The sequence below is a fragment of the Phyllobacterium brassicacearum genome (genome assembly GCF_003010955.1).
Lineage (GTDB): Bacteria > Pseudomonadota > Alphaproteobacteria > Rhizobiales > Rhizobiaceae > Phyllobacterium > Phyllobacterium brassicacearum.
Genome location: NZ_PGGO01000001.1, coordinates 146,638 through 173,109, shown reverse-complemented (window position 1 = coordinate 173,109; position 26,472 = coordinate 146,638). Strand labels below are relative to the sequence as shown.

Annotated in this window: 18 protein-coding genes, 1 tRNA gene and 1 riboswitch; of the genes, 15 read left to right on the top strand and 4 right to left on the bottom strand. The window is 58.9% G+C overall.

Annotation, left to right across the window (positions count from 1 at the left end):
• Positions 1–29: 29 nt before the first annotated feature.
• The 6 genes from xdhA (at position 30) to CU102_RS00825 (ending at position 8,242) form a co-directional block, all read left to right on the top strand.
• Entirely contained in the window at positions 30–1,478 is a 1,449-nt protein-coding gene (gene xdhA, locus CU102_RS00855; protein ID WP_106709073.1) for a xanthine dehydrogenase small subunit, read from the top strand.
• Entirely contained in the window at positions 1,475–3,793 is a 2,319-nt protein-coding gene (xdhB, locus tag CU102_RS00850) for a xanthine dehydrogenase molybdopterin binding subunit (protein WP_106709072.1), read from the top strand. The genes xdhA and xdhB overlap by 4 nt, the downstream gene beginning before the upstream one ends.
• Entirely contained in the window at positions 3,783–4,286 is a 504-nt protein-coding gene (gene uraD / locus CU102_RS00845; protein WP_106709071.1) for a 2-oxo-4-hydroxy-4-carboxy-5-ureidoimidazoline decarboxylase, read from the top strand. The genes xdhB and uraD overlap by 11 nt, the downstream gene beginning before the upstream one ends.
• 10 nt (positions 4,287–4,296) lie before the next feature.
• A complete protein-coding gene (gene uraH, locus CU102_RS00840) occupies positions 4,297–4,650 on the top strand; it encodes a hydroxyisourate hydrolase (RefSeq protein ID WP_106709070.1) in 354 nt (117 codons plus the stop codon).
• 713 nt (positions 4,651–5,363) lie between these two features.
• The gene (locus CU102_RS00830) at positions 5,364–7,232 is read left to right on the top strand and encodes a polysaccharide biosynthesis protein (RefSeq protein WP_106709068.1); all 1,869 of its coding nucleotides are present in this window, start codon (positions 5,364–5,366) and stop codon (positions 7,230–7,232) included.
• 86 nt (positions 7,233–7,318) lie between these two features.
• A complete protein-coding gene (locus tag CU102_RS00825; RefSeq protein ID WP_166648297.1) occupies positions 7,319–8,242 on the top strand; it encodes a glycosyltransferase in 924 nt (307 codons plus the stop codon).
• 2 nt (positions 8,243–8,244) lie between these two features.
• Here CU102_RS00825 and CU102_RS00820 read toward each other — a convergent pair whose 3' ends face one another.
• Positions 8,245–9,240, bottom strand: a complete 996-nt coding sequence (locus tag CU102_RS00820; RefSeq protein ID WP_106709066.1) for an MraY family glycosyltransferase — start codon at positions 9,238–9,240, stop codon at positions 8,245–8,247.
• Positions 9,241–9,409: 169 nt separating this feature from the next.
• Here CU102_RS00820 and CU102_RS00815 point away from each other — a divergent pair.
• The 5 genes from CU102_RS00815 to cysQ all read left to right on the top strand — a co-directional run bounded on the left by CU102_RS00815 (position 9,410) and on the right by cysQ (position 14,737).
• Positions 9,410–9,484 (top strand) — tRNA-Gln (locus CU102_RS00815).
• A gap of 118 nt (positions 9,485–9,602) precedes the next feature.
• Positions 9,603–10,532 carry a ribokinase gene (gene rbsK / locus CU102_RS00810; protein WP_106709065.1) on the top strand — a complete coding sequence of 310 codons (930 nt, stop codon included), beginning with the start codon at positions 9,603–9,605 and terminating at the stop codon, positions 10,530–10,532.
• Positions 10,533–10,876: 344 nt separating this feature from the next.
• Complete coding sequence (gene cysD / locus CU102_RS00805; protein WP_106709414.1) at positions 10,877–11,782, top strand: sulfate adenylyltransferase subunit CysD; 906 nt, start codon at positions 10,877–10,879, stop codon at positions 11,780–11,782.
• Positions 11,782–13,731, top strand: a complete 1,950-nt coding sequence (gene nodQ / locus CU102_RS00800; protein ID WP_106709064.1) for a bifunctional sulfate adenylyltransferase/adenylyl-sulfate kinase NodQ — start codon at positions 11,782–11,784, stop codon at positions 13,729–13,731. The genes cysD and nodQ overlap by 1 nt, the downstream gene beginning before the upstream one ends.
• Positions 13,732–13,927: 196 nt before the next feature.
• A complete protein-coding gene (gene cysQ / locus CU102_RS00795; protein WP_245425093.1) occupies positions 13,928–14,737 on the top strand; it encodes a 3'(2'),5'-bisphosphate nucleotidase CysQ in 810 nt (269 codons plus the stop codon).
• Here cysQ and CU102_RS00790 read toward each other — a convergent pair.
• The 3 genes from CU102_RS00790 to CU102_RS00780 are packed head-to-tail and all read right to left on the bottom strand — an operon-like array spanning position 14,734 to position 17,505.
• Positions 14,734–15,714, bottom strand: a complete 981-nt coding sequence (locus CU102_RS00790) for a FecCD family ABC transporter permease (RefSeq protein ID WP_106709062.1) — start codon at positions 15,712–15,714, stop codon at positions 14,734–14,736. The two genes, cysQ and CU102_RS00790, sit on opposite strands and share 4 nt — an antisense overlap.
• A gap of 43 nt (positions 15,715–15,757) precedes the next feature.
• Positions 15,758–16,705 (bottom strand): ABC transporter substrate-binding protein, encoded by a 948-nt coding sequence (locus tag CU102_RS00785; RefSeq protein ID WP_106709061.1) that lies wholly within the window; start codon positions 16,703–16,705, stop codon positions 15,758–15,760.
• Positions 16,705–17,505 carry an ABC transporter ATP-binding protein gene (locus CU102_RS00780; RefSeq protein WP_106709060.1) on the bottom strand — a complete coding sequence of 267 codons (801 nt, stop codon included), beginning with the start codon at positions 17,503–17,505 and terminating at the stop codon, positions 16,705–16,707. The genes CU102_RS00785 and CU102_RS00780 overlap by 1 nt, the downstream gene beginning before the upstream one ends.
• A gap of 431 nt (positions 17,506–17,936) precedes the next feature.
• Positions 17,937–18,150: riboswitch (cobalamin riboswitch) on the bottom strand.
• A 383-nt stretch (positions 18,151–18,533) separates the two neighbouring features.
• On the opposite strand from CU102_RS00780, the gene CU102_RS00775 reads away from it, so the two are divergent.
• From CU102_RS00775 to ppaT, 4 genes are all read left to right on the top strand, one after another.
• Positions 18,534–21,890 (top strand): transglutaminase family protein, encoded by a 3,357-nt coding sequence (locus CU102_RS00775; protein ID WP_106709059.1) that lies wholly within the window; start codon positions 18,534–18,536, stop codon positions 21,888–21,890.
• Positions 21,891–21,901: 11 nt separating this feature from the next.
• Positions 21,902–24,322 (top strand): circularly permuted type 2 ATP-grasp protein, encoded by a 2,421-nt coding sequence (locus tag CU102_RS00770; protein ID WP_106709058.1) that lies wholly within the window; start codon positions 21,902–21,904, stop codon positions 24,320–24,322.
• An 8-nt stretch (positions 24,323–24,330) separates the two neighbouring features.
• Positions 24,331–25,209, top strand: coding sequence for a transglutaminase family protein (locus CU102_RS00765; RefSeq protein WP_106709057.1), 879 nt, complete (start codon positions 24,331–24,333; stop codon positions 25,207–25,209).
• A gap of 130 nt (positions 25,210–25,339) precedes the next feature.
• Positions 25,340–26,458, top strand: a complete 1,119-nt coding sequence (gene ppaT, locus CU102_RS00760; RefSeq protein WP_245425092.1) for a pyridoxamine--pyruvate transaminase — start codon at positions 25,340–25,342, stop codon at positions 26,456–26,458.
• The last annotated feature ends 14 nt before the right edge of the window (positions 26,459–26,472 follow it).

Genomic DNA, 26,472 nt, shown 5'->3' with positions numbered 1-26,472 from the left:
GGTGCGCCTAGCCGGTTGAAGCTGGCCATATGTCACAAACCATACGCTTTTTTCTGAACGGTCAGGCGCAGGACGTTTCCGTAAGGCCGGACATGACAGTGCTGGACTGGCTGCGCAACGCGCCACGATTGACTGGCACGAAAGAAGGCTGCGCCGAGGGCGATTGCGGCGCGTGCTCGGTGCTCATCGGCGATCCCGCCGGCGAAGCGGTGCACTATCACGCCGCCAATAGCTGCATTCTTGCCATGGGTCAGATCGATGGCCGCGCATTGGTGACGGTCGAGGGGCTGAAAGGCGAGCAACTGCACCCGGTGCAGGAGGCGATGGCGGAAAACGGCTCGTCGCAATGCGGCTTCTGCACGCCGGGCATCGTGATTTCTTTGGCGGGTCTTGCAGCGCAAAGAGGCGCTGCAAGAGCAGGTCTGGCCGCGGCCAATGGTGAAGCCAACGACAACGATATCCATGACGCGCTTGCTGGTAATCTCTGCCGCTGCACCGGCTACCGGCCAATCGTCGAAGCGGCACGCAAGGTGTTAGCCGCCGGCGGCACCACCATTGCCGGCCCGCAGGTGGCAGCCTTCGAACGGATTGAACCACACGCGACGATTTCAGCCTCGGGCTCGACATTCCACCAGCCGGACCAGCTTGGGTTGCTGCTGCAACTGCGCAAGGAAAGGCCGGATGCGATCCTGCTCGGCGGCGGCACCGATCTCGGCGTGGCGCTGGCTGATTATCATTCCGACTGGGACGAGGTGATTTCGCTGGCGCATGTGCGCGAATTGCGGGCGATCCGGGAAACCGAAAATCACTTAAGCTTCGGTGCTGCGGTGACCTGGGAAGAGGTGCTCGACCGCATTGCCGGTTTCTACCCATCTTTCGCCACGCTGATCCGCCGTTTTGGTTCTACGCAGATAAGGTCAATGGGAACCATCGGCGGCAATATCGGCACGGCGAGCCCGATCGGCGATGGGCCACCGGCATTGATTGCGCTTGGCGCCGAAGTGGAGCTTGCGTCGCTGAGCGGTCATCGTTTTCTGCCGCTCGAGGATTTCTTCCTCGATTACCGCAAGACCGAATTGCGTGACGATGAGGTCATCGCATCGGTTTCCATTCCGAAGCCGAAGGAAGGACAGGAATTCCGCGTCTACAAGATATCAAAACGCTACGACCAGGACATTTCGACGGTCTGTGCGGCGTTTTCGATCATCCGCGAGGAAGATCAGGTGCGCAGCGCCCGCATCGCCTTTGGCGGCATGGCGGCAACGCCACAGCGGGCCGGGCAGGCCGAGCAGGCGCTCATCGGTACAAGCTTCGACCTTAAGGCGATCAAGGCCTGCTCGGCGGCAATCTCCGCACAATTCAAGCCGCTCACCGACTGGCGCGGCAGCGCTGACTACCGGCTTGAGGTTGCGGCAAATCTGGCCGAGCGCTTTTGGCGCGACGTTGCGGGAGAACTGGTGGAGGTCATGGCACTATGAACATTGACGCCAAAATCGTTCACCGCAGTATAGTCGGCAAGGGTATCGCCCATGATTCCGCTGCGCGTCATGTCTCCGGAGAGGCGAACTATATCGACGACATGCCGGAACTGCCGGGCACGCTGCATGCGGCCTTTGTGCTCTCGCCAGTCGCCCATGGCAGACTGAAGGGGTTCGATGGCTCAGAAGCGCTGGCGATGGACGGCGTTGTTGGCATCTGGTCGGCGAAGGATGTGCCCGGTCACAATGAAGTCGGCCCGATCCTCCACGGCGAAACTCTGTTCGCCGAAGATATCGTCGATCATGAGGGGCGGGTGATCGCCGTCGTTGCGGCACGAGATTTTGAGACCGCCTACCGCGCAGCAAAGCGCGTAAAGCTCGATATCGAACCACTCGAACCGGTGCTCAACGTCGAAGAAGCGCATCGACGCAAGAGTTATGTCCTACCGCCGCAGCAAGTGATCGAGGGCGATGCCGACAAGGCCCTGGCCGATGCACCGCATGTCTTTTCCGGCAAACTGCACATGGGCGGGCAGGATCATTTCTACCTGGAAACCCACATCGCCTATGCCATCCCCGGCGAGAACGGCGAGATGCTGGTGCATTCCTCGACGCAACACCCGACAGAGGTGCAGCATCACGTGGCGGGCATTCTCGGCCTGCACGCCAATGCGGTCGAATGCCAGGTGCGGCGCATGGGCGGAGGGTTCGGTGGCAAGGAGAGCCAGCCGACGATTATCGCCGGTGCTGCTGCGCTGATTGCGGCCAAGACGGGCAAGCCATGCAAGATGCGGCTGAAACGTCGTGATGACATGGCTGGTACGGGCAAGCGCCACGACTATGTGGCCAACTGGAAGGTCGGGGTGGACAATCGAGGCCGCATTCTTGGGCTCGATGTCGAATATCTGGCGCGTGCCGGTAATCTGCCGGACCTCACTGGACCCGTCATCACTCGTACGCTAACCCACACCGACAATTCCTATTTCATTCCGCATGCCCGCTTCATCGGCCATGCCTGCAAGACCAACACCGTCTCCAACACCGCTTTTCGCGGGTTTGGCGGGCCGCAAGGCATTCTCACGATCGAATGTATCGTCGATACCATCGCCCGCAAACTGAAGCTCGATCCCGGCAATGTCCGCGCGATCAACTATTATGGCGACGATACCGGCGACATGACGCCCTATGGCCAGAAGGTCGAGGACAATCGTCTGGTCGAAGTGACGGAGGCGGTCATGGCTTCCGCCGACTGGCAAATTCGCCGCGCTGAAATCGACACCCACAATGCGGAAAATCCGGTGATCCGGCGTGGGTTGGCGATGATGCCGGTCAAGTTCGGCATTTCCTTCAATCTGACCTCGCTCAACCAGGCCGGCGCCCTCGTTCATGTCTATCTGGACGGGTCGATCTTCCTCAACCATGGCGGCACGGAGATGGGCCAGGGCCTCTTCGTCAAGGTTGCGCAAGTGGTGGCGGAAGTATTCCAGGTCGAACTGGACATGGTGCGCATCTCGTCGACCGCCACCGGCAAGGTGCCGAACACCAGCGCGACAGCTGCCTCCACCGGTTCTGATCTCAACGGCATGGCTGCGTTCAAAGCTGCGACGGCAATCAAGGCGCGCATGACGCGGGTAGCCGCCGAGCATTTCGACGTTGAAGAAGACGTGATTGTCTATCGCGAGAGCCGGGTGCACGCGGGGAATGAATCGATTTCATTCGGCGAACTGGCAAAAATGGCCTGGGCCAAACGCGTCCAGCTTTCCGAAGCCGGGCATTATGCGACGCCGAAAATCCACTGGGACGGCAAGACGATGAAAGGCCGGCCGTTCTTCTATTTCAGTTATGGCGCTGCGGTTGCGGAAGTTGCTGTCGATACGCTGACGGGCGAGACACGCTGCCTGCGCGCCGATATTCTGCAGGATGTGGGATCACCGCTTAACCCGGCTATCGATCTTGGCCAGATCGAGGGAGCCTTTGTGCAAGGCATGGGCTGGGTGACCTGCGAGGAACTGTGGTGGGATAAGGCAGGCCGTCTACGCACCGTAGGGCCCTCCACCTACAAGATTCCGGGATCGCGCGATGTGCCGCCGCAATTCAATGTCCGCATTCTCGACAATATGCCAAATCGCGAAGAAACGGTGTTCCGCTCCAAGGCGATCGGTGAGCCACCGTTGATGCTGGGCATATCGGTTTGGCTTGCCATCCGCGATGCCATTGCTTCGATCCGGGGTGGTGTGCCACAGCTGGACGCACCTGCGACTCCGGAAAACGTCTTGCGTTCAATACGGTCTGAGAGGTCGCGCAATGACGCTTGAGCAATTGAATAATCTAAGCACCGCAGATTTTGTTGGAGCACTCGGCGGCATATTCGAGCATTCGCCCTGGGTGCCCGAAGCTGTGGCCAGGATGCGACCGTTTGCCAGCGTCGACCGACTGCATGAAGCCATGGTGGTTGCTGTTGAGAAATCAGGTCAGGTCGCCCAGCTCGGACTCATTCGCGCTCACCCGGATCTGGCCGGCAAGGCGGCTCGGCAGGGCAGCCTGACCGCGGAATCGACCAGCGAACAAAAGGGAGCGGGGCTTGACCGGCTGACGAATGATGAATTCGAGGAGTTCCATCGTTTGAATAACGCCTATCAGAGCCGTTTCGGCTTTCCGTTCATTCTTGCGGTGCGCGGGCATGACAAGCATTCGATCATGGCGGCGTTCCGGCAGCGCTTGGGTCATAATGCCGGGGAGGAGGTCGCCGAGGCGCTGCAGCAGATCGCGCAGATTGCCCGGTTTCGTCTCGACGATTTAATTGCTTGAGGAAGATTTTATGGGAAAGTTATCCACGCATGTGCTCGATACGACCTCCGGAGGCCCCGCCATTGGCATGGCGCTGACCCTGCACAGGATCAATAAGGACGGCCGCGAACTGATCAAGACCGTCGTCACCAACGGAGACGGGCGAACCGACAAGCCATTGTTGTCGTCGGACGAAATGAAGGTGGGCCGTTACGAACTGACCTTCTTCGTCGAGGACTACTTCAAGCACAAGCTGGTCGCCGTGGACTCGCCGGCCTTCCTCGACGAAGTTCCGATCCGTTTTGCCATATCCGATGCCGCAGCCAACTACCACGTGCCGTTGCTGGTGACCCCCTGGTCGTACTCGACGTACAGGGGGAGTTGAAAAGCACTACGGCCCTGCTGTTTACCCATAGATCCCAACCACGCTGAAGCTGCGTTGTTCATCTCCCTTGAAGTAGACAAGGTTGGACGAAGATGCGGGCGACGGATCAGGGCAAGGGACACTTATATTGCCAGCGCCGCTGGCAAGCAGCACGCCATGCTGTGCAAACACAGTGCCCAGATGTTTTCGCATCATCGGCGAGATATCGACGGCGATGTCTTTCCTGACAGGATCGACAATCTGAATCTGTTGGATAAACCGCCAGCCAATCGCGCGACAACCTGGAAGGCTGCACACCCATGAAACATGCAACCCTGCATTCGTTGTGACCTGAAGAAATTCACATCATGGATTGGAGGTTTACAGCGGCGGCAGCAGCACCGAGCCAGCCGGTGCATTCGGAGAGGATGGGGCCACTCCGACCGAGGCGAGGGCCTCGCTGTAAACTCGGAGGTGAAGGCAAATGTGGTTCCTGCCACTACGCGTCACCCTAGAAATGAAAAAGACCCGGACGAGCTGGCAGCTTGTGATCCGGGTCCATTTCATCAGCTAGGAAAGGAGGGCGGGCGCTAGCTCGCCCCCTCTCCGGTCCGCAATATAACGAGTTTCCTGTTGATTTCCAAGCACGCCCCGGTTGATCGCCGAACGAGCATTGCATTTATGGTGCCCTATGCTACTGATCGCCCGTTTTGTGTCCCCCACGCCGAGGATCAATGAAATTGGAAAACTTTCGGCAAAGCATCTCGATGATGCCGCGTCGTTACAAGCAGATGCTCCTCGTCTTTTTCGACGTGGTGACGCTGACATTCGCGGTCTGGCTCAGCTATGTACTGAGGTTTGGTGCATTCTTCATTCCGAATAGCGAGCAAGCCCTGTTAATGGTTTCGGCGGCGCTGATCGGTCTGCCGGTGTTCGTTCGCTTTGGTCTCTATCGCGCTGTCATCCGGTATCTGCCGGACCGGGCGATCTGGACCATGATCCAGGCTGTGACGATTTCAGTCGTCCTCTGGGTCTCGCTGGCGTTTCTCACGCTCATGACAGGTGCCGAAGGCGTGCCGCGCGCCATTCCGTTCCTCTACTGGGTGCTGAGCGTCGGATTGATTTGTGGCAGCCGGTTTGCCGCCAAATGGCTGCTGTGGAGCCCGATCCGCGAAAAAGTCTTGGGCAGGCAATGCCTTATTTATGGGGCAGGCGATGCCGGGCGGCAATTGGCGAACGCCCTGAGGGCCCAGAATGAAGTCTTCGTTGCCGGTTTCATCGACGATGACAAGGGCCTGCAAGGCATGGATATCCTCGGCATCCGCGTTTATCCAGAAGCGCAGATGGAGACGCTGATCGACAATTTCGGCATCAGCGAGATGATCGTGACGACATCGGCCCTGAGCGGTATCCAGCGCCGTAGGCTCATTGGCAGGTTGAAGTCACTTGAGGTTAAGGTCCGTATTCTGCCTTCGATTTCGGACCTCACCGCCGGCAAATACCTCGTCAGCCAGCTGCGCGATATTGACATTGATGATCTGCTCGGCCGTTCGCCCGTCCCCGCAGACCCGATCCTGCTTGACAAAACCGTTGAAAACCGTGTCATCCTCGTCACCGGGGCAGGCGGGTCAATCGGTTCGGAGCTTTGCCGCACGATTGTGAAGCTCGCTCCTTCCAAGCTGGTCATCTTCGACGTCAACGAACACAGCATCTACCAGCTCCAGCGCGAACTCACGTCCATCAGCGATTGCCTGATCGTTCCCGTCCTCGGCTCCATCAGCGATGCGCCGTTGATCAGAACCGTGCTTGCCGAGCACAAGGTGGAGAATGTCTATCATTGCGCGGCCTACAAGCACGTTCCCCTGGTCGAGGAGAATGTGGTCGAGGGAGCGCGCAACAACGTGATCGGCACCGATGTGCTGGCTGGATTGTCCCGCGAGGCAGGTGTGCGGAACTTCGTGCTGATCTCGTCCGACAAGGCTGTGCGGCCGTCGAATGTCATGGGAGCGACGAAGCGCTGGGCGGAACTCATTGTCCGCCACAACGGCAATGAAGCCAGCAAGCACGGCACTGGTCAGACCTTTGCCTCGGTTCGCTTCGGCAATGTGATCGGCTCCAGCGGCTCGGTTGTGCCGCTGTTTCGCGAACAGATTGCCAATGGCGGTCCGCTGACAGTCACCCATGACGAGATGACGCGCTACTTCATGTCCGTGCGCGAAGCGGCGGAGCTGATCATTCAGGCAGGCGCACTTTCCGAAGGCGGCGACATTCTTCTGCTCGAAATGGGCGAAGCGGTACGCATCCGCGATCTGGCGGAGAACATGGTCCTGCTGGCGGGACTGTCGGTCAAGGACAGCTCCAATCCTGAGGGCGATATCGAGATCATCACCGTTGGCATCCGCGACGGCGAAAAGCTGCACGAGGAACTCTTCTACGACCCGACGGGTGTTTCACCGACGAGCCACTCGAAGATTCTCCGTGCCAAACGCAGTGTAAACTCCGTCGACCATCTGCCGGATGCCGTCGCCGAATTGCGCCGCCTGATCGAAGAGCAGGACGCGGACTCGGTTCGCAAGCTGCTGTTTGAGGGCGCGAGCGCGTAGCCGCTCATATTCCGCACGATCTCATTGTTGGCCAGTTTGATGTGCAAGAGCGATGGGAGTGAGTCAGAAGACAGGATTGAGCACTGTTGAAACGCACACCATCATCCGGAAGGGTTGCCGTCCTGCTGGTGACCCGCAATGGCGCGGCGTGCCTGGACGATCACCTCGCTTCGATCGCAGCGCAGACCTATCCCGACATTGATCTTTGGATATCGGATGACGCTTCGACCGACGCGACCGTGGCGATCATTAATGACTGGTCAAAACGCTGGAGCAAGGGGCGCGTGCGTATCCTCGAGGGATGCGGCGATGGACCGGCGGAAAACTTCCGCTCGCTGATCGTCAATCCAGACATCGAGGCAGACTATTTCGCGTTCGCCGATCAGCACGACCTCTGGGAGGTTGAGAAGGTCGCCAATTCCGTTCGCTGGATCGAACACAATGCCTTTGCAGTCCCGTCGGCGTTTTGTTCGCAAAGCCTGGCAATCCGGCAGGACGGGGCCGTATCAGGTGTCTCCCGGCCGATGGTGCGGGATCTGGTGTTTGGCAATGCGCTGGTGCAGGATATCGCGCCGGGAAACAGGATGCTTTTCAACCGGATGGCGCGCGATCTTCTCGCCCAATCTTGCCGTAAGTCTGAGTTTTCCAGCCATGGCTGGTGGCTCTATCTGATTGTCTCCGGGGCCGGGGGTGTGGTGCACTGCGATCCGCAGATACTCGCGCGCGAACGGCAAGCGCAAGGGGGGAACATATGGAATGTGTGGCTTGCCCGGGTGCGGGGGTTGATCGCAGGAGAATTCGTCGAGCAGTCTGACCTCAATGTGCAAGGGCTGGTTCGCAACCGCGCTCTGTTGACTGATGAGGCCCGCGCCACGTGCGATCTCTATTGGAAGGTCCGGTCAGATAATTTCATCAAACGGCTCTATTACCTGCGCAAGTCCGGTGTGTACCGGCAGACGATGTGGGAACAGGCGGGACTCTATCTTGCCGCGTTGCTACGCAGGCTCTGAACTCAGTTTTTTCTGTTGCGAAAGCGATAGAGGACAAGCGCGACCGCAAACAGCGCGACGAGAATGCCGACAAGGCGTGGCAAGCCATGCTGGATCGTTGCAAGGGCACAGGCGCCGAGGATGAGGTTGAGCAAGCCGACACTCGAAACCACCTGCCAGACCGACCATCCTGACCGCTTCGCCACCTGATAGGCGTGCTTGGAATGGGCGGCGAGGATGTTTTCGCCAGCCGCGAGCCGCATCAGCAACGTCGACGTCGCATCGGCAATGAAGAACAGCGGCAGGATCAGACCGGCCCAGATCGACATGTCGCGCGCGACAAGGAAACAAGCAAGGCCACTCAGGAGGCCAATAGGCAGGCTGCCGGAATCGCCAAGGAAGACGCGTGCTTTCGGCCGGTTGAAAATGGCGAAACCGGCAAGACCACCCGCAATCGCAGCGGCAAGGTTGCCGGTCCCGATCGCTACTAGACCAAACCCCGAAAATCCTGCCAGCAACGCCAGCGGAACACCGAGTCCCGAAACGACCATCAGGTCCAGTCCATCCATGAAGTTCGTCAGATTGATGAAATAAACGAGCGCAAGAACGAGGAGCCCACGCTCCAAAAGGAAAGGCAGGAGGTCCGGCAGAAGGCGGAAATCCGGACCGAGCCCATAGACGGCAATAGTGGAGGCGGCAAATTGGGATAAGAGGCGAATGGATTCCGGCAGGTGATGGCGATCATCCAGAAAGCCAATGACCCACAGAAGCAGGGAAGCGATAGTCGCGCACGCAAGAAACGCCGGGTTAAGCCCATTTTCCGGCCCGAAGATCCAGAGCGAGCAGATGATTGCCGGTACAATCGCGAGGCCGCCAAGCTGCTGTGCCGCCTGCGTGTGATTCGAGCGCTCGGTGACGGCTGCTCCAAGAAAATCGGCTGGCAGTATTCGCATGATGACCGCCAGCAACACGGTGCTTGCAATGGCAGTGACAAGGAAGGGAATGATGATCGCAGGCAAGCGTGGTTATCCTCATGCGGAATCGGGGCTCTTTCCCTTGTCATGAAAATAATGCCGAAACAATTGTGAAGAGAGACAAACTGGTGGTCATTGGTGATTGCGCAAGCGGGAGCCAAAGGTTATAAGGCCGCGCTGTCACGCGGATTAATCAAATCAGCGCTGATATTTTTGGGGCGTAGCCAAGTGGTAAGGCAGCGGTTTTTGGTACCGCCATTCGGAGGTTCGAACCCTCCCGCCCCAGCCATTGCTTTTTTGTTGCTGCACCCATCAGGCATTCCACAATGATGTAGCCCGTCAGGCATTTCTTTCCCGCAAATCATTGATATAGATCGTTGCCGGAAGTTTAGTGGAGGAAGACCAGCATGGCACATCGTATCGCCGTCGTCGGCAGCAACATGACCGATCTCGTCACATCGATCGTTCGTATGCCCGCACCAGGCGAAACATTGGAAGCGCCGTCATTTTTCATGGGATTTGGTGGCAAGGGCGCCAATCAGGCGGTGGCCGCTGCGCGCCTGGGCGCCGAAGTAATGATGGTCACCAAGGTTGGCGATGATGTCTTTGGTCAGAGCACGATCAACAATTTCAGGGACAATGGCATCGACATCGCCCATGTCGGGACCGTAGCCGGGAAATCGAGCGGCGTTGCGCCGATCTTCGTCGACGAGCACGGCGAAAATTCCATCCTGATCATCAAGGGTGCGAACAACGAACTGAAGCCCGCGGATATCGATGCGGCCGCAGAGGACCTGAAGCGCTGTAACCTCATCCTGATGCAGCTGGAGGTGCCGCTGGAGACGGTCTACTACACAATCGCCTTCGCCCATCGCCATGGTATCGAGACGATCCTAAACCCCGCGCCGGCAGCGCCCAATCTTGATGCGAAGCAGGTCACCAAGGCAACGTTCCTTGTTCCCAACGAAACGGAACTTGCGCTTTTGACGGCAATGCCCACGGGCACGGATGAAGAGATCGAGGCGGCAGCGCGGTCCCTGATCGACAAGGGTATCCGCACCGTCATCGTCACCATGGGTTCGCGCGGCGCGCGCCTGGTTACGGCCGCTTCGTCAACGCTCATTGAACCGCTCAAGGTCAAGCCGAAAGACACCACCGGCGCCGGTGATGCGTTCATCGGCAGCTTCGCCCGCTACTACGTGGAGAGCGGCGAACTGGAGGGTTCGCTGAAAAAGGCGGCGCTCTATGCGGGCGATTCCATTACGCGCGTGGGAACGCAGAAGTCCTATGCGACGGCCGAGGAGTTTGAGGCATTTGTCGGGCGGCTTGATCAATAGAGCAGCGGAATGACTGCTCTTGATCGCATGGTGGCAAGCCGGACGATCCTGCTAATCTCTACTGATTGAGTAGTGATAATGGCAGGATCGATTTTCCATGAATCGGCTTTTGTAAGATGCCGGCTCCCGGTTTTCGTCGATCCGCGGAATGGCGTTCTGATAATTTGTCGTTCGCGGCAATAAATTGGCGCTGAATTTGTTCACGCTGTGAATCCATCCTTTCCTTAATTCACACCCTTCCACTATGTTTGCGCCGAATATCGGCAATCTTTATGATGTCGACAAATTTGGAACGATATTTGTTGCCAGAGCGATGCTCGGCAGCAAGAGTGGATAGTGATTTCATGACCAAGAACCTGACGCATCTTCAGCGTCTAGAAGCCGAGGCGATCCATATTTTCCGTGAGGTCGCGGCGACGTTTTCCAACCCGGTGATGCTCTATTCGATCGGCAAGGATTCTTCCGTCATGTTGCATCTGGCGATGAAGGCCTTTTATCCGGCCAAGCCGCCATTTCCCTTCCTCCATGTCGACAGTACCTTTAAATTCAGGGAGATGATCACGTTTCGTGATTCAGAAGCTGAGCGGCTCGGCTTCGATCTTCTCGTCCACAGCAACCAGGAGGGCATCGAGCAGGGCATCAGCCCCTTCGTGCACGGTTCCAACACTCATACCCACATCATGAAGACGGTGGCGCTCCGGCAGGCGCTCGACAAATACGGCTTTGACGCGGCCTTCGGTGGTGCGCGGCGCGACGAGGAGAAGTCGCGGGCAAAGGAGCGGATTTTCTCCTTCCGCAACGCCCAGCATTCCTGGGACCCGAAGAACCAGCGGCCGGAAATGTGGAAGATCTACAACACCCGCGTCGCCAAGGGTGAATCGATCCGTGTCTTTCCAATATCGAATTGGACCGAACTCGACGTCTGGCAATACATCATGCTGGAGGACATTCCGATCGTTCCATTGTACTTTGCGGCTGAGCGCCCGGTGGTCGAACGCGACGGCATGCTGATCATGCGCGATGACGAGCGGATGAAGCTGCTGCCCGGTGAGGTGTTGCAGGACAGGATGGTGCGGTTTCGGACACTCGGCTGCTATCCATTGACAGGCGCCGTTGAATCCGATGCGGCGACTTTGCCGGAAATTGTCAGCGAGATGCTGGTTGCCCGTACCTCCGAGCGGCAGGGCCGCATGATCGACAAGGATGAGGCAGGCTCCATGGAAAAGAAGAAGCGCGAGGGCTATTTCTGATGTCAAAGCTAGCCCAAGTCGAGGTCACACACGCCGCTTCAGCTGCAGAAGAGATCAGCGCCTACATGTCCGAGCAGGAGAAGAAGTCACTGCTGCGGTTTCTCACCTGCGGCTCCGTTGACGACGGCAAGTCGACGCTGATCGGCCGTCTGCTCTATGACACCAAACTGATCTTCGAGGACCAGCTGGCGGCGCTGACCAATGACAGCCGCAAGCATGGCACCAATGGCGAAGACATCGATTTAGCGTTGCTCGTTGATGGACTTGAGGCGGAGCGCGAGCAGGGCATCACCATTGATGTCGCGTATCGCTTCTTCTCCACGCCCAAGCGCAAGTTCATCGTTGCCGATACGCCGGGTCATGAGCAATACACCCGCAACATGGCAACCGGCGCATCCACCGCGGACCTCGCGATCGTTCTGGTCGATGCCCGGCAGGGCATTTTGCGGCAGACACGCCGGCACAGTTACATCGCCTCGCTGCTCGGCATTCGCAACATCGTCCTTGCGGTCAACAAGATCGACCTGGTCGATTATTCACAGGATGTCTTTGACCGGATTGTCGCGGATTATCAGGCATTTGCAAGCAATCTCGGATTCAACACGATGCAAGCGATACCGCTCTCGGCGCGCTTCGGCGATAATGTCATCGGGCCATCCGCCAATCTTGCCTGGTACAAGGGACCCGCGCTGCTGCAACACCTGGAAAACGTACCGCTGGACAGCGCCGATTCTGCACGCCCGCTCCGCTTTCCGGTCCAGTTCGTCAACCGCCCCAATCTCGATTTCCGCGGTTTCGCCGGGACCATCGCATCGGGCACCATAGCTCCCGGTGACGAGGTGGTTGTTGCAAAATCGGGCAAGTCCTCCCGCGTCAAGCGCATCGTCACCTGGGATGGCGATCTTGAGGTTGCACACGAGGGACAGGCGGTCACGATTGTTCTCGAGGACGAGATCGAGGTCTCGCGTGGCAATATGCTGGTCGCCCCGGAAGCGCGTCCCGAAGTGGCAGACCAGTTTGCCGCCCACCTCGTGTGGTTTGCCGAGCATGCGTTGATTCCTGGCCGGTCGTACATTCTGCGCACGGAAACCGACCAGGTGACCGCGACGGTCACCGATCTCAAATATCGGGTCGATATCAACAGTTTCGCCGAGGTTGCGGCCAAATCGCTTGACCTGAACGAGGTCGGTGTCTGCAATATTTCGACGCAGGAGCCGATTGCATTCGATCCTTACAAGTCCAACCGCTCGACCGGCTCGTTCATCCTGATCGACAGACTTACCAATGCGACCGTTGGTGCCGGCATGATCGACTTTGCCTTGCGCCGCGCGTCGAATGTGCATTGGCAGGCGCTTGACGTCGACAAGGCCTCGCGTGCCGCACAGAAGGATCAGAAGCCGGCGGTGTTGTGGTTCACCGGGCTATCGGGATCGGGCAAATCGACAGTGGCCAATCTCGTCGAGAAGCGGCTTTCGTCGATCGGCAAGCACACCTACATCCTCGATGGCGACAATGTCCGCCATGGCCTCAACCGCGATCTGGGCTTCACCGAGGAAGATCGCGTGGAGAACATCCGGCGTGTCGGCGAAGTGGCGAAATTGATGGTGGATGCGGGCCTGATCGTGCTGGTCTCGTTCATTTCGCCCTTCATCACCGAGCGCCGTATGGTACGCGAACTGCTGGGAGACGGCGAGTTCCTGGAAGTCTTTGTCGACACGCCGTTCGAAGAATGCGCTCGTCGCGATCCAAAGGGGCTCTATGCCAAGGCATTGCGCGGCGACATCAAGAACTTCACCGGCGTAGATTCGCCCTATGAGCCACCGGAAAATCCGGAACTCCACCTGAAGACGGTTGGCCGGACGGCGGAAGAACTTGCGTCGGAGGTCGAAAGGCTGCTCGTAGAGCACGGCGTTATCTTCAACTATGATCAAAGTTCGTGGTCAATTTAAGCGCCGACTATCTCTCCCCTTGCGGAGAGAAAGGATTTTCCCGGGTTTAGCCTCTTTGGAAAATCCAAGTGAGGGGGTACTGAAGTGAAGCAAATCCCCTCTCTTGCAATTTCTACCACTTAGCTACGCTAAGATGCTGAAATCGCTTTCTCCGCCACAAGGCGGGGATAAACAGCGCTACAAAACTGGAAATCCCGTGACAGTACTTTCGCAACTTAATTACATCTCCCTTCTTTCCATTTTTGAAGAGACAGCAATTGCCGCTGGTCGGGAAATCCTGCGCATTTATGAGGAAGGCTGCGACGTTGCACTGAAAGACGACAAATCACCTGTGACGGCAGCCGATCATGCGGCGGAAGCGATCATTCTCGCCGCATTGCGCCGGGTGACGCCGGATATTCCGGTTGTCGCGGAAGAGGAGATTTCCGGTGGTTACGTTCCGGGAAATCTCGGGGATCGCTTCTACCTGGTCGATCCGCTCGATGGTACGCGCGAGTTCGTCAATCGCAACGGCGATTTCACCGTCAACATCGCCTTGATCGAACATGGTGCGCCGGTGCTCGGTGTCGTCTATGCGCCAGTACGCGGCTGGCTGTTTATCGGCGGGCCGGAGGGCGCGCAGGAAGTGGCGGTTGACCACGAAGTGAAGATCACCGGTCGCAAAACCATTGCCTGCCGGGTCGCGCCAGAACAGATGGTGGCGGTCGCCAGCCGTTCACATCGCACGCCGGAAACGGACGATTTCCTGGAGGGTTTCTCCATTGCCGATTGCGTCTCCGTCGGCTCGTCGCTCAAGTTCGGTCTGCTCGCGCGGGGCGAGGCGGATATTTATCCGCGATTTGGCCGTACGATGGAGTGGGATACGGCGGCGGGCGATGCCGTGCTGCGCGCCGCCGGCGGAATCACGCTGACGCTTGACGGCGAGCCTCTGACCTATGGCCGCCGCAACCAGGCCGACGATGCCGATTTCGCCAATCCCAATTTCGTCGCGCGCGGGAAACTCTAGTTTCCGGTCTGTCGCCGCAGCAATGTCGTCACCACGAAGAACGCGCCAACGGAACTCGTCACGATGCCGATGGGCAACTCCTGCGGTGCAAGCAGCAGCCGTGCGGCGAGGTCACTCAGCAGGATCAGCATGGCGCCGAACAGTGCGCAGGTGACAACGAGCCCGGCGTGCAGCGGGCCGGCGAAGCGGCGCGCAATATGCGGGATCATGAGTCCGACAAAGCCGATGACGCCGGCGACCGAAACGAAGATCGCCGTTGAGAACGCGCAGACGATGAAGACCATGTTGCGGGTGCGCGTGACTCGCACGCCGAGACTTTCTGCCGTGCTTTCTCCCGCGAGAAACGCGTCGAGATTGCGGTGGTTGGCGAGGGCGTAGATGAGGATTGCGGCAAGGCCGAGCAATGACAGTGGCAGATTATCCCAGCGTGCAAGGCCAAGGCCGCCAAGCGTCCAGAACAACACGGAATGGGCGGCACGCTGGTCGCCGGAAAACACCATGTAATTGGTCAGGGCCGCAAACAGGAATGACACGGCAAGGCCGGCAAGGATCAGGCGCTCCGGCCCCTGACCCTGAACGCGGCGTACCAGCAGGAGCACGCTGATTGCCGCGAGCATGCCGCCGCAAAAGGCGGCAATCGGCAAGGTCCATATGCCGAAACGGTCACCAAGAACGGTGATTACCGAGACGGCCCCAGCCGCCGCACCGGACGAAAGCCCGAACAGAAAAGGATCGGCAAGATCATTGCGCGTCACTGTCTGCAGCATGGCGCCAACGATGCCAAGTCCGGCGCCGACGCAGACGGCCAACAACACGCGCGGCAGGCGCAGGTCGACAATGATGCGTTCGATCGGTGCACTCGTTGCCTGATCACCCAAGCCAACGGCATGGGCAAGTGCGCCCAGCACGTCCGGAAGCGGAATGACAGCTGAACCATAGGCGACCGATACCAGGGCGAGGGCGATGACCAGCACCATCCCCGCTGCAAGCAGCAAACATTGAACGGCACTGAATCGCACCTTAGAAAGCCTCTGGATGCATGGCCTTGGCGATTTTGCCGATCGCCTCGACATTGGCTGGGCCTGGGGTAATCTCAGCGTAGCGCAGCGCGACGAAACGCTCGTTCTTGACCGCGTCGGTTTCCTTCATCGCAGGATGCGATTTAAGGAAGTCGAGAAGTTTGCGGTACCCGGCATCATCCTGGTAATCCAGCAGAACGAGGAATTGCGGGTTGCGTGCCGCGACCGTTTCCCATGAGGTCGTGGCCCAACTAGTATCCATGTCGGCCATGATGTTGGTGCCGCCAGCCTCGCTGATCAGAGCGGTTGGCATTGCGAATTTGCCCGCGGTGAAAGGTTTGTCTTCGCCGGAATCATAAAGGAAAACACGGGTATCGCCCTTGCTGCTGATTCTTTTCTTGATATCCGCGAGCTGCGCTTTCCAGCCGGAGACCAACTTCTCAGTTTCTGCCTCCTTGCCGAAAATCTTGCCGAGCTTCTCGATATCGCCATAGAGCAGATCCATTGACGCAGCAGGGCGATTCTTGTCGAGGTGCACGCAGCTTTCAGTCAGCACCAGCGTCTTTATGCTATAGGGCGCGAGCGTATCCGGTGTAACATCACCCCCGGGCTTCATGCCGTAGTTCCAGCCGGCAAAGAAGAAATCGGGACTGGCCGCGACCAGATTTTCGATGGTCGGATATTTGGGCGCAAGTTCGGGGATCGAGCCTTGTTGCTGCTTGAATGCATCATCCAGCTTGTACCAGCCGGTGATACCGGTAACGCCGACGATCGAAGGCTGTAGTCCAAGCGCGAATGCCATCTCGCTCATGTTGATGTCCTGGATGACGGCCCGCTTCGGCGCTGCGTCGAAGGTGACCGGCTTGCCGCAACTGTCGACGGTGACGGGAAATGCCCACGCAGGAGCGGACAATATTGTGAGGGTGAGGGCGAGAAAGGCTTGTCTCATTATAGACTCCGTTTGTGGGCATGGGGGGACATTTCGGGTGTTTCAAACACCATGAGCTCGCGATCCTGAGAGGGATGGCGTAGGCGCAACACGTCAAGTTCGAAGACATCGCTGACGATGCGGGGTGTCAGGGTCTGGTCGGGCGCGCCGGCTGCCACGAGCTGCGCGTGATCCATCACCGCAACATCGGTTGCGAACGGCGCGACGAGCGGCAAATCATGCAATACGGCTATCGTGGTGACCTCGAGCCCGGCCACCAGCGACAGCAATTCGCTGCGGGCCTTGGGATCGAGGTGATTAGTCGGCTCGTCAAGAAAAAGTACCGCGGGCTGCTGCGCGATGGCCCGGGCCAAAAGTACGCGCTGACGCTCGCCTCCGGACAAGGAACCGATGCGTCGCCCGCAACAACGGGCAATCTTCACGCGAAGCAGCGCTTGCGCGACGATCTCGCGGTTTTCTGCGCGCGTGAACGCGGCGCTATGCGGGATTCGTCCGAGCGCAACGTAATCTTCGACAATCAACTGCGGGTCGGGCGTGTCGGTCTGGCCGACGAAGGCAAACTGCCGGGCACGCTCCAGCGGAGTCAGCCGGCTGATGCTCTCGCCACTGAGATAGATATCGCCGGACGTCGGTTGGAGAAGGCCGGCAAGCATGCGAAGCAAAGTGGATTTGCCGGCCCCATTCGGCCCAACGATCGCGAGGCGGCAGCCACAAGTCACAGTCAATGACACCGCATCAACAAGTGTCTGGCCATCAGTGCGAAAGGTTACCGCGTCGGCATTGAGGGCAATATGGCTCATGAATGGAATCCTCCCGATATCGAAGCACGGCAAATCTCGGCCATCTCGAAGCCCAAGTAACGTAATGGTATAACATAAGTAAAGTAATTTTGTTGACCGGCGGCCATTAATTCGCCAGTCGGGTCTGACAGGAGAGGGAGTGTTTGAATGTTCATATCTGCCCGGTTCAAGGACAGGAATGCGATCCCGCTTCTAAACACGCTGCGGAAGTCATCTGACGCGATTTTTTGCGCTTCCGGTGCTCACGTACTTTCAAGTACGCTGCCTCCGGTTCTCAAAAATCACGCCATATGCCTCACCACCACAGCGTGTTTCCAAGCGGAATCTAAGGGAACGCAGCAGACATATTACCGCTGTTCGGCATGCCCGCATGTATGGGCGCCTACTGCAGCGGAAAACATCGCATCGCTCCCGGCACACCCCGTCCGGTTCGAATTTCAGAATTGATGGCAGGTCTCCTGGCTCGCGGGTCTCAGCTTCGCCTTGCCTTCCCGATCTTCTGATCAGTGGCATCATCAGGCATCGCTAACCGCTTACAGTTGCGGGGGCAGCCACGGTCTCGGTCCCTTTTGGGTACGCCTCACCGTGTTCCCTTTTCATCTCCGGCGTTGTCGTGCCGGAGAAACCATCGGCGACGATCATTAGAAGAATTTACAATCAAAGCAACCGGTTTCGCTTGGAGATAGTTGGGATTGCGAATCGAACAGATAATTGTTGGAACCTCCTGTTTAGCGGGCAAGGCCCTTGCCCTCAAGTCGGAGAGGCCCATCATCTCCGACGCACCGGCTGGCCCGGTGCTTGCTGGTACGTCCACATGACCTGATGAAAATTTCTTGAGCCGGCGTTTGCGGCAACGAATGCCAGGTTGCATTCTACGTCAGTAAGATACGGCCACGGTTGTGTGCGCTCGTTTATGCGGCATGCTGCGAGAATGCTAAAATAATTGGCAGCGTGAGATTTACATCAGGATAGAGTAGGCTACGTTCTTCTCGGGAACGCGCATTTTAAGAAAAGCACTTTGAGGCGACATGGCAATTCACGCTGCAGTCTACCATCTGACCCATTACAAGTATGACCGCCCTATCATGTTGGGGCCGCAAATCATCCGGCTTCAGCCAGCGCCACATTCACGCACGAAGGTGCTCAGCCATTCACTGAAAGTCCAGCCAGCCAATCATTTCGTCAATCTGCAGCAGGATCCCTACGGCAACTTCCTTGCCCGTTTCGTCTTTCCCGAGCCCGTCACGGAGCTCAAGATCGAGGTCGATCTTGTCGCCGACATGACCGTCTACAATCCGTTCGATTTCTTCGTCGAACCAGTCGCCGAGAATTGGCCTTTCGCCTATCCGGAGGAGATCAGGGAGGACCTGTCGATCTATCTGAAGCCGGAACCGGCAGGGCCGCTACTGCAAGCTTTTCTCGATACGATTGATCGCAGCACAACCAATACGGTCAATTTCATCGTCGACCTCAACGCGCGCATCCAGCGCGAGGTCGGTTATGTCATCCGCATGGAAACCGGCGTGCAGGAACCGGAGATGACGCTTGGCGTTCGCACGGGTTCCTGCCGCGATTCTAGCTGGCTGCTGGTGCAGACGTTGCGGCATCTTGGCCTCGCCGCCCGGTTCGTCTCGGGATATTTGATCCAGCTAAAGCCTGATCTGGTATCGCTTGATGGTCCCGCGGGCACCGACAAGGATTTCACCGATCTCCATGCCTGGTGCGAGGTCTATCTGCCGGGCGCAGGCTGGATCGGTCTTGATCCGACATCCGGCTTGCTCACCGGCGAGAGCCATGTGCCGCTTGCGGCGACGCCGCACTATCGCAACGCAGCGCCCATTTCCGGCATGGCGGAACCTGCCAATGTCGAATTCGCTTTCGACATGCATGTTACCCGCGTGTCAGAACATCCCCGCATCACCAAGCCGTTCTCCGATGAGTCCTGGGCAGCGCTTGATGCGCTCGGCGAAAAGGTGGACGCAATTCTGAAGGAACGGGATGTGCGTCTCACCATGGGCGGTGAGCCAACCTTCGTTTCAATCGACGATTTCGAATCCGGCGAGTGGAATACCGATGCGGTAGGTCCGACAAAACGCGAAAAGGCCGACAAGCTGATCCGCCGCCTGCGCGACCGGTTCGCACCGGGTGGCTTCCTGCACTATGGACAGGGCAAGTGGTATCCAGGGGAAAGCCTGCCCCGCTGGACGTTCTCATTGTACTGGCGCAAGGACGGCAAGCCGATCTGGGTCAATCCAGACCTTATCGCCCCGGAAAACAGCAAGGCGGATGTCAAGCCGGACGATGCGGGCAAGCTTCTCACGGGAATTGCCAATATTCTGGGGGTGGAAGACGAGATGGTTTCCCCCGCTTACGAGGACCCTGCCGAATGGATCGTCAAGGAGGGCAATCTGCCGGCAAATGTCGATCCCTCCAATTCCAGACTGAAAGATCCGGAGGAACGTAGCCGCATTGCCCGTGTCTTCGAGCGCGGCCTGACGCAGCCGACGGGATTCGTTCTCCCTGTGCAGCGCTGGAACAGCAAGGCGGTTTCCGGGCCCAGGTGGCGCAGCGAAAAATGGACGACCCGCCGCGGCAAGTTGTTTCTGGTGCCGGGCGATTCCCCGGTTGGTTATCGCCTGCCGCTTGGTTCATTGCCGCATGTACCCCCATCCGAATATCCGTATATCGTTCCGGTCGATCCATCGGTTGAACGCGGCCCACTCGCAGATTCTCTCGCGCAAGCGGCTCGGGCGGGTTCTCTCGCGCAAACCCCCGCGGCCCGAGAAGCCCCGGTCGCATCGTTCACCGCAACCGAGGGAAATCAACAGGAACGCGTGGAGCAGGAACTCGGCGAAATCGGCGGCGCCGTGCGCACGGCCATTTCGGTCGAGCCGCGCGACGGTCGTTTGAGTGTTTTTATGCCGCCGGTAGAAGCGCTGGAGGACTATCTGGAGCTTGTCGGCGCGGCGGAAGCTGCGGCTGCGAAACTCGGTCTGCCAGTCCACATCGAAGGCTATGGCCCGCCACAGGATCATCGCATCAATGTAATCCGGGTCGCCCCTGATCCCGGCGTGATCGAAGTGAACATCCACCCGGCCTCCAACTGGCGCGAATGTGTGGAGACAACGACTGCAATCTACGAAGAGGCGCGGCAGACGCGGCTCGGCGCCGACAAATTCATGATCGACGGACGCCATACGGGTACCGGCGGTGGCAATCACGTGGTCGTGGGGGGCGAAACACCGAATAACAGCCCATTCCTGCGCCGCCCGGATCTGTTGAAAAGCCTTGTGTTGCACTGGCAGCGTCACCCTTCGCTGTCCTATCTGTTTTCGGGCATGTTCATCGGTCCGACCAGTCAGGCACCGCGCTTCGACGAGGCACGCCACGATAGTCTCTATGAACTTGAAATCGCCATGGCGCAGGTTCCGATGCCGGGTAGGGGAACGCCGCCGCTGCCCTGGCTCGTCGACCGGCTGTTCCGCAATCTTCTGGTCGATGTGACCGGCAACACGCATCGTTCAGAAATCTGTATCGACAAGCTGTTCTCGCCGGACGGGCCGACAGGCCGGTTGGGTCTCGTCGAGTTCCGCGGCTTCGAAATGCCGCCCAACGCGCGCATGAGTCTGGCGCAACAATTGCTCGTTCGCGCGCTGATAGCCCGCTTCTGGAACAGGCCGATAGAGGGCAGCTTTGTTCGCTGGGGCACGTCACTGCACGACCGCTTCATGCTGCCAGCCTTCGTCTGGCAGGATTTCCTCGATGTGCTCGCGGACTTGTCTCAGAATGGATTTCATTTCCGCCCCGAATGGTTCGAGGCGCAGCTTGAATTCCGCTTCCCGTTTTGCGGCGAGATCGAGAATGAGGGCGTGAAGCTAGAATTGCGGCAGGCGCTGGAACCATGGCATGTCATGGGCGAGCAGGGCGCCATCGGTGGCACCGTGCGTTTCGTCGATAGTTCGGTGGAACGGCTTCAGGTCAAGGCAGAAGGCTTCAACCCGGCCCGCTACAGCATTGCCTGCAACGGCCGTGAAATCCCGATGAAGATGACGAGTACAGAGGGCATTGCCGTTGCCGGCGTTCGTTACAAGGCCTGGCAGCCGAGGTCCGGCTTGCATCCAATGATCCCGGTCAATACGCCGCTGGTGTTCGATATTTACGACCAGTGGTCAGGCCGGGCCATTGGCGGCTGCGTCTATCATGTCGCACATCCCGGGGGGCGCAGTTATGATACGTTCCCGGTCAATTCAAATGAGGCCGAGGCACGCCGCCTGGCACGATTTGAACCACGCGGGCATACGGCCGGGGGATATGAGCTCAGGAAAGAACAGCCGTCAGCTGAGTTTCCGATGACGCTTGACCTGAGACGGCCGCGCCAGAATTGAGCAGGGGTCGGATGTCGGCAAGCAATCGAGCGCAAACAGAGGCAAAGGCTGGTGCTGGGCCTGGTGCTGGCCTGCTCGCGAGCTACAGACCTCTGCCTGGCGTTGCCGACGAAATGTTTGACCCGGCCGGAGCCCTTCGCCCCGGTTGGGAAACATTGCTTCAGACGCTTGATCAGATCGGTCCGGAAAAGCTGGCGACGCGTTTTGCCCGCGCCAATCAATACCTACACGATGCCGGTGTGTACTACCGTGTCTATGATGAGAACGGCACGCAGGAGCGCGAATGGCCGCTCGCCCATATGCCGATCCTGATCAATGAGGATGACTGGCGGGCGATCACCCTCGGCCTGACGCAACGTGCGGATCTGCTCGAAGATATTGTTGCGGATATTTATGGCGAGAACAGGCTGATCCGGGACAGCTTGCTGCCCGCGGATCTGATTGCCTCAAATCCGGAATTCCTGCACGCCATCGCAGGAGTGAAACCAGCGAGCGGACATTTTGTGCATTTCTGTGCCTTTGAACTCGGGCGCGGGCCGGATGGGCAGTGGTGGGTTCTGGGCGATCGCACGCAGGCACCATCCGGTGCAGGCTTTGCACTCGAAAACCGGGTGGCAACGACACGCGCACTGTCGGACATCTCCGGCGCCATGAACGTGCACAGGCTCGCCGGGTTCTTCAAGGATTTCCGCGATTCCCTGCAGGCGCTGGTCAAAAGTCCGCAGGGGCGGGCGGCTATCCTGACGCCCGGGCCGAACAATGAAACCTATTTCGAGCACGCCTATATCGCGCGTTATCTCGGCATCATGCTCCTCGAAGGTGACGACCTGACAGTCAGCAAGGGCAGGGTGATGGTTCGGACTGTATCGGGTCTCAAGCCCGTCGATGCCCTGTGGCGGCGCATGGACGCCGCCTATATGGATCCGCTCGAACTGAAGACGGATTCATGGATCGGCACACCCGGCATGGTAAGCGCCCTGCGCCAGCGTTCCGTTTCGCTGGTCAATGCGCTGGGCTCCGGCATCCTTGAGACCCGCGCGCTCCTGGCATTCCTGCCGGCTATTTCAAAAGCGCTGCACGGAAACGATCTTGCACTGCCGAGCATCGCGACCTGGTGGTGCGGTCAGGACAAGGAACGAAAACAGGTCATTGACCGGCTCGATCAGATGATGGTCGGTCCGGCGATGTCGACGCGACTGCCGTTTGAGGACGTGGGGGCGACCGTGCTCGGCTCGGCGCTCGACGAAGAAGGGCGTAAGGGGCTGCTGGCCCGGCTACAGAAAGATGGGCGCGGGCTGGTCGGGCAGGAGGCTGTAAAACTCTCGACGACGCCGGTTTATGTCGATGGCAAACTGGAACCGCGGCCATTCGTGCTTCGGGTCTTTGCGGCGCGCCACAAGGACGGGTGGAGCTTCATGCCCGGCGGCTTCGCCCGCGTCGGCTTCACGCTCGATACGGCAGCGATCGCCATGCAGCGGGGTGGGCAGGCCGCCGACGTCTGGATTACTTCGAGCGGTCCGGTGCGCAAGGACACGCTGCTCCCGCGTGAGGACGACACGTTCCGCCGCAACGTGCCGGGGACGCTGCCAAGCCGGGCAGCGGAAAACCTGATGTGGATGGGGCGCTATATCGAGCGTGCGGAAGGTACGGCGCGCGTCCTGCGCGCTTGCCATGCCCGTTATGCCGAGGCGGCCAATATGGAGCTGCCGCTGCTGACGGAAATGCGCGATTACCTGAAACCACTCGGTGTCGATCTCGATACAGCGGTACCAAAGGGGCTGCAGCGGTCCATCGATGGCGCGATGCTGAGCGCTGGACGCATCCGCGACCGCTTTTCGCCCGATGGCTGGCTGGCACTGCGCGATCTCTCCAAGACCGTTCATCGTTTTCAGGATGTGGTCATGCCAGGGGACGACACGACCCGGGCCATGACGATCATCCTGCGAAAGCTGGCCGGGTTCTCTGGCCTCGTGCATGAGAACATGTATCGCTTTACCGGCTGGCGGTTTCTGGAGATCGGCCGGCGACTTGAGCGTGGCATACAGATGGCCCGTATTCTGGCGACCTTGTCGCATGACGATGCGCCCGAGGGCGCACTGGAAATGTTGCTGGAGATCGGCGACAGCGTCATGACTCACCGGCGTCAATACAGCGTTTATTCGGGCCGTCTGAGCGTCCTCGACCTTTTGGCGCTTGACCCGCTCAATCCGCGTTCGATCATCTTCCAGCTGGATGCCTTGAAGACGGAGTTCGGCCTGCTGCCTGCCCGCGAACCGGGTGCGAGCATGCCTGCATTTTCCAAGAAGGTGTTGCGCCTGCACACCGATATGGCAATCATGGAAGCTGCCGATCTGACACCGAAGAAGCTCGACACGATTGCCTATGAGATCGGCACCCTGTCCGATACGATTTCCGATACCTATTTCGCCTGAAGGCCGCCATGCTCTACAATATCCGCCTTCATCTTCACTATGATTACGAGCGTTCGGCTGTCGGGGGCCGGCACCACATCCGTGTCATGCCGCAAAGCATGCCGGGAGTGCAGCGTGTGATCGCCTCGAGCCTGTCTTTCGACCCGGTATCGGCGGAACGCTCGGAATTCACTGATTTTTTCTCTAATACGGTCACGTCGATCACCTACCGCAACCCGCATGAGACGCTCGATGTGACCATGACGGCACGGGTCAACGTTACCCGGCCGCCAACAATGCTCGACGTCTCGCCCAATCTAGCAGGTCTGCAAAAGGAGATTCGCAGCGTCTGGTCCATCGCAGCGGATGCGCCGCATCACTTCCTGACCAGCAGTGCCTATGCGACAATCGATCCAGCAATTACGGCTTATGCCGAACAGAGCCTTGCCGAAACGCGTACGGTGATGGAGGCGGTCAAGCATCTCAACGACCGCATCCATGCCGATTTCACCTATGAGTCCGATGTGACCGATGTGCGCACGACCGCGCGTCAGGCGTTTGATCTCAAGGCAGGCGTATGCCAGGACTTCAGCCATGTGATGATAGCCGGTCTGCGTGGTATCGGCATTCCGGCGGGCTATGTGAGCGGTTTCCTGCGTACTATTCCGCCACCCGGGGAAGAACGGCTGGAAGGTGCCGATGCGATGCATGCCTGGGTGCGTGTCTGGTGCGGGCGCGAAGCCGGCTGGCAGGAATTCGACCCGACCAACGCCATGGTCGCGGGCAACGATCACATCACCATCGGTTACGGCCGCGACTATGCCGATGTCTCGCCCATCGTGGGTGTGCTCAAGACCAGCGGATCGCAGGAGGGCAAGCAGTCGGTCGATGTCATTCCGATGGAGTGAGTTGATGGCACAATGGATTTGCCGTCCATACAAGGATTATTGATACGGTTTTTCTTGGTTTCCCGTAATCCGAAGAATATGGTCTGCTTTCTGAGCTGGTTCCTATCAAAAGACGGGATGAAATTCCGAAGTGCGATCCTTGCTTCCCATCCCTCCGCTGATGCTGACGACCGGTCCCGTACCTGCCTATCCGGAAGTGCTGGCGGCGCTCGGCAAGCCGGTGCTCTATGATTATCACCCAGCGTTCCAGGCCTATTATGCCGGCGTCGTAGAGAAGCTCCGGCAGGCTTTACAGACCGATAATGATCCGGTGATCATGCAGGGCGAGGCCATCCTTGGCATCGAAGCGGCGGCGGCCGCGCTGATCGGCAAGGACGACGTGGTGCTCAACCTTGTTTCCGGTGTCTACGGCAAGGGCTTCGCCGCCTGGGCGGCGCGCTATGGCAAGGAAGTCGTCGAACTCGCTGTACCCTTTGACGAAATCATTGACCCGCAAGCGGTGCGCGATGTCTTGCGCAGCCGTCCGGATATCGGTGTCGTCGCGCTCTGCCATCACGATACGCCATCCGGCACGGTCAATCCCGTGGGCGAGATCGGCGCAATTGTTGCCGCGCACGGCGCCTATCTCATTGTCGATGCGGTATCGTCTTTTGCCGGAATGGACGTGCACCCCCAGAACGTCCATGCCGATATCTTCATCACGTCGCCATCCAAATGCCTCGGTAGCACACCTGGCCTCAGCCTGATCGCAGTCGGCGAGCGGGCATGGGCGAAGATCGAAGCCAATCCCGATGCGCCGCGAGGCTCCTTCCTCAGCCTCATTGCCTGGAAGGATGCATCGGAGCCAGGCCGGGAGTTTCCGGTCACGCCCTCCATAGCCGAAATCTACGCGCTCGATGCCGCTCTTGACCGTTATGCAAGGGAGGGGCCGGCGAACGTCTGGACCCGCCATGCGCAGACGGCCATGGTCGCGAGGGAAGGGCTGCTTGGCCTCGGCCTGTCGCTGTGGCCGAAGCAGGAGGCCTGGTGCGCGCCAACGGCGACAGCCTTCAAAGTGCCTGACGGCATCAGTGATGTGGCGCTGCGCGATCGTCTGCTGCACGACCACGGCATTCTCGTCTCGCTTGGACGCGGCGAGACTGCCGGCAAGATCCTGCGCATTGGTCACATGGGCGCCTCCGCCGAACCCGCCTTTGCCCGCACCATGATATCCGCGCTGAGCGACATCCTGTCCAAACCCATCCACTGAACCAGAGGATTGCA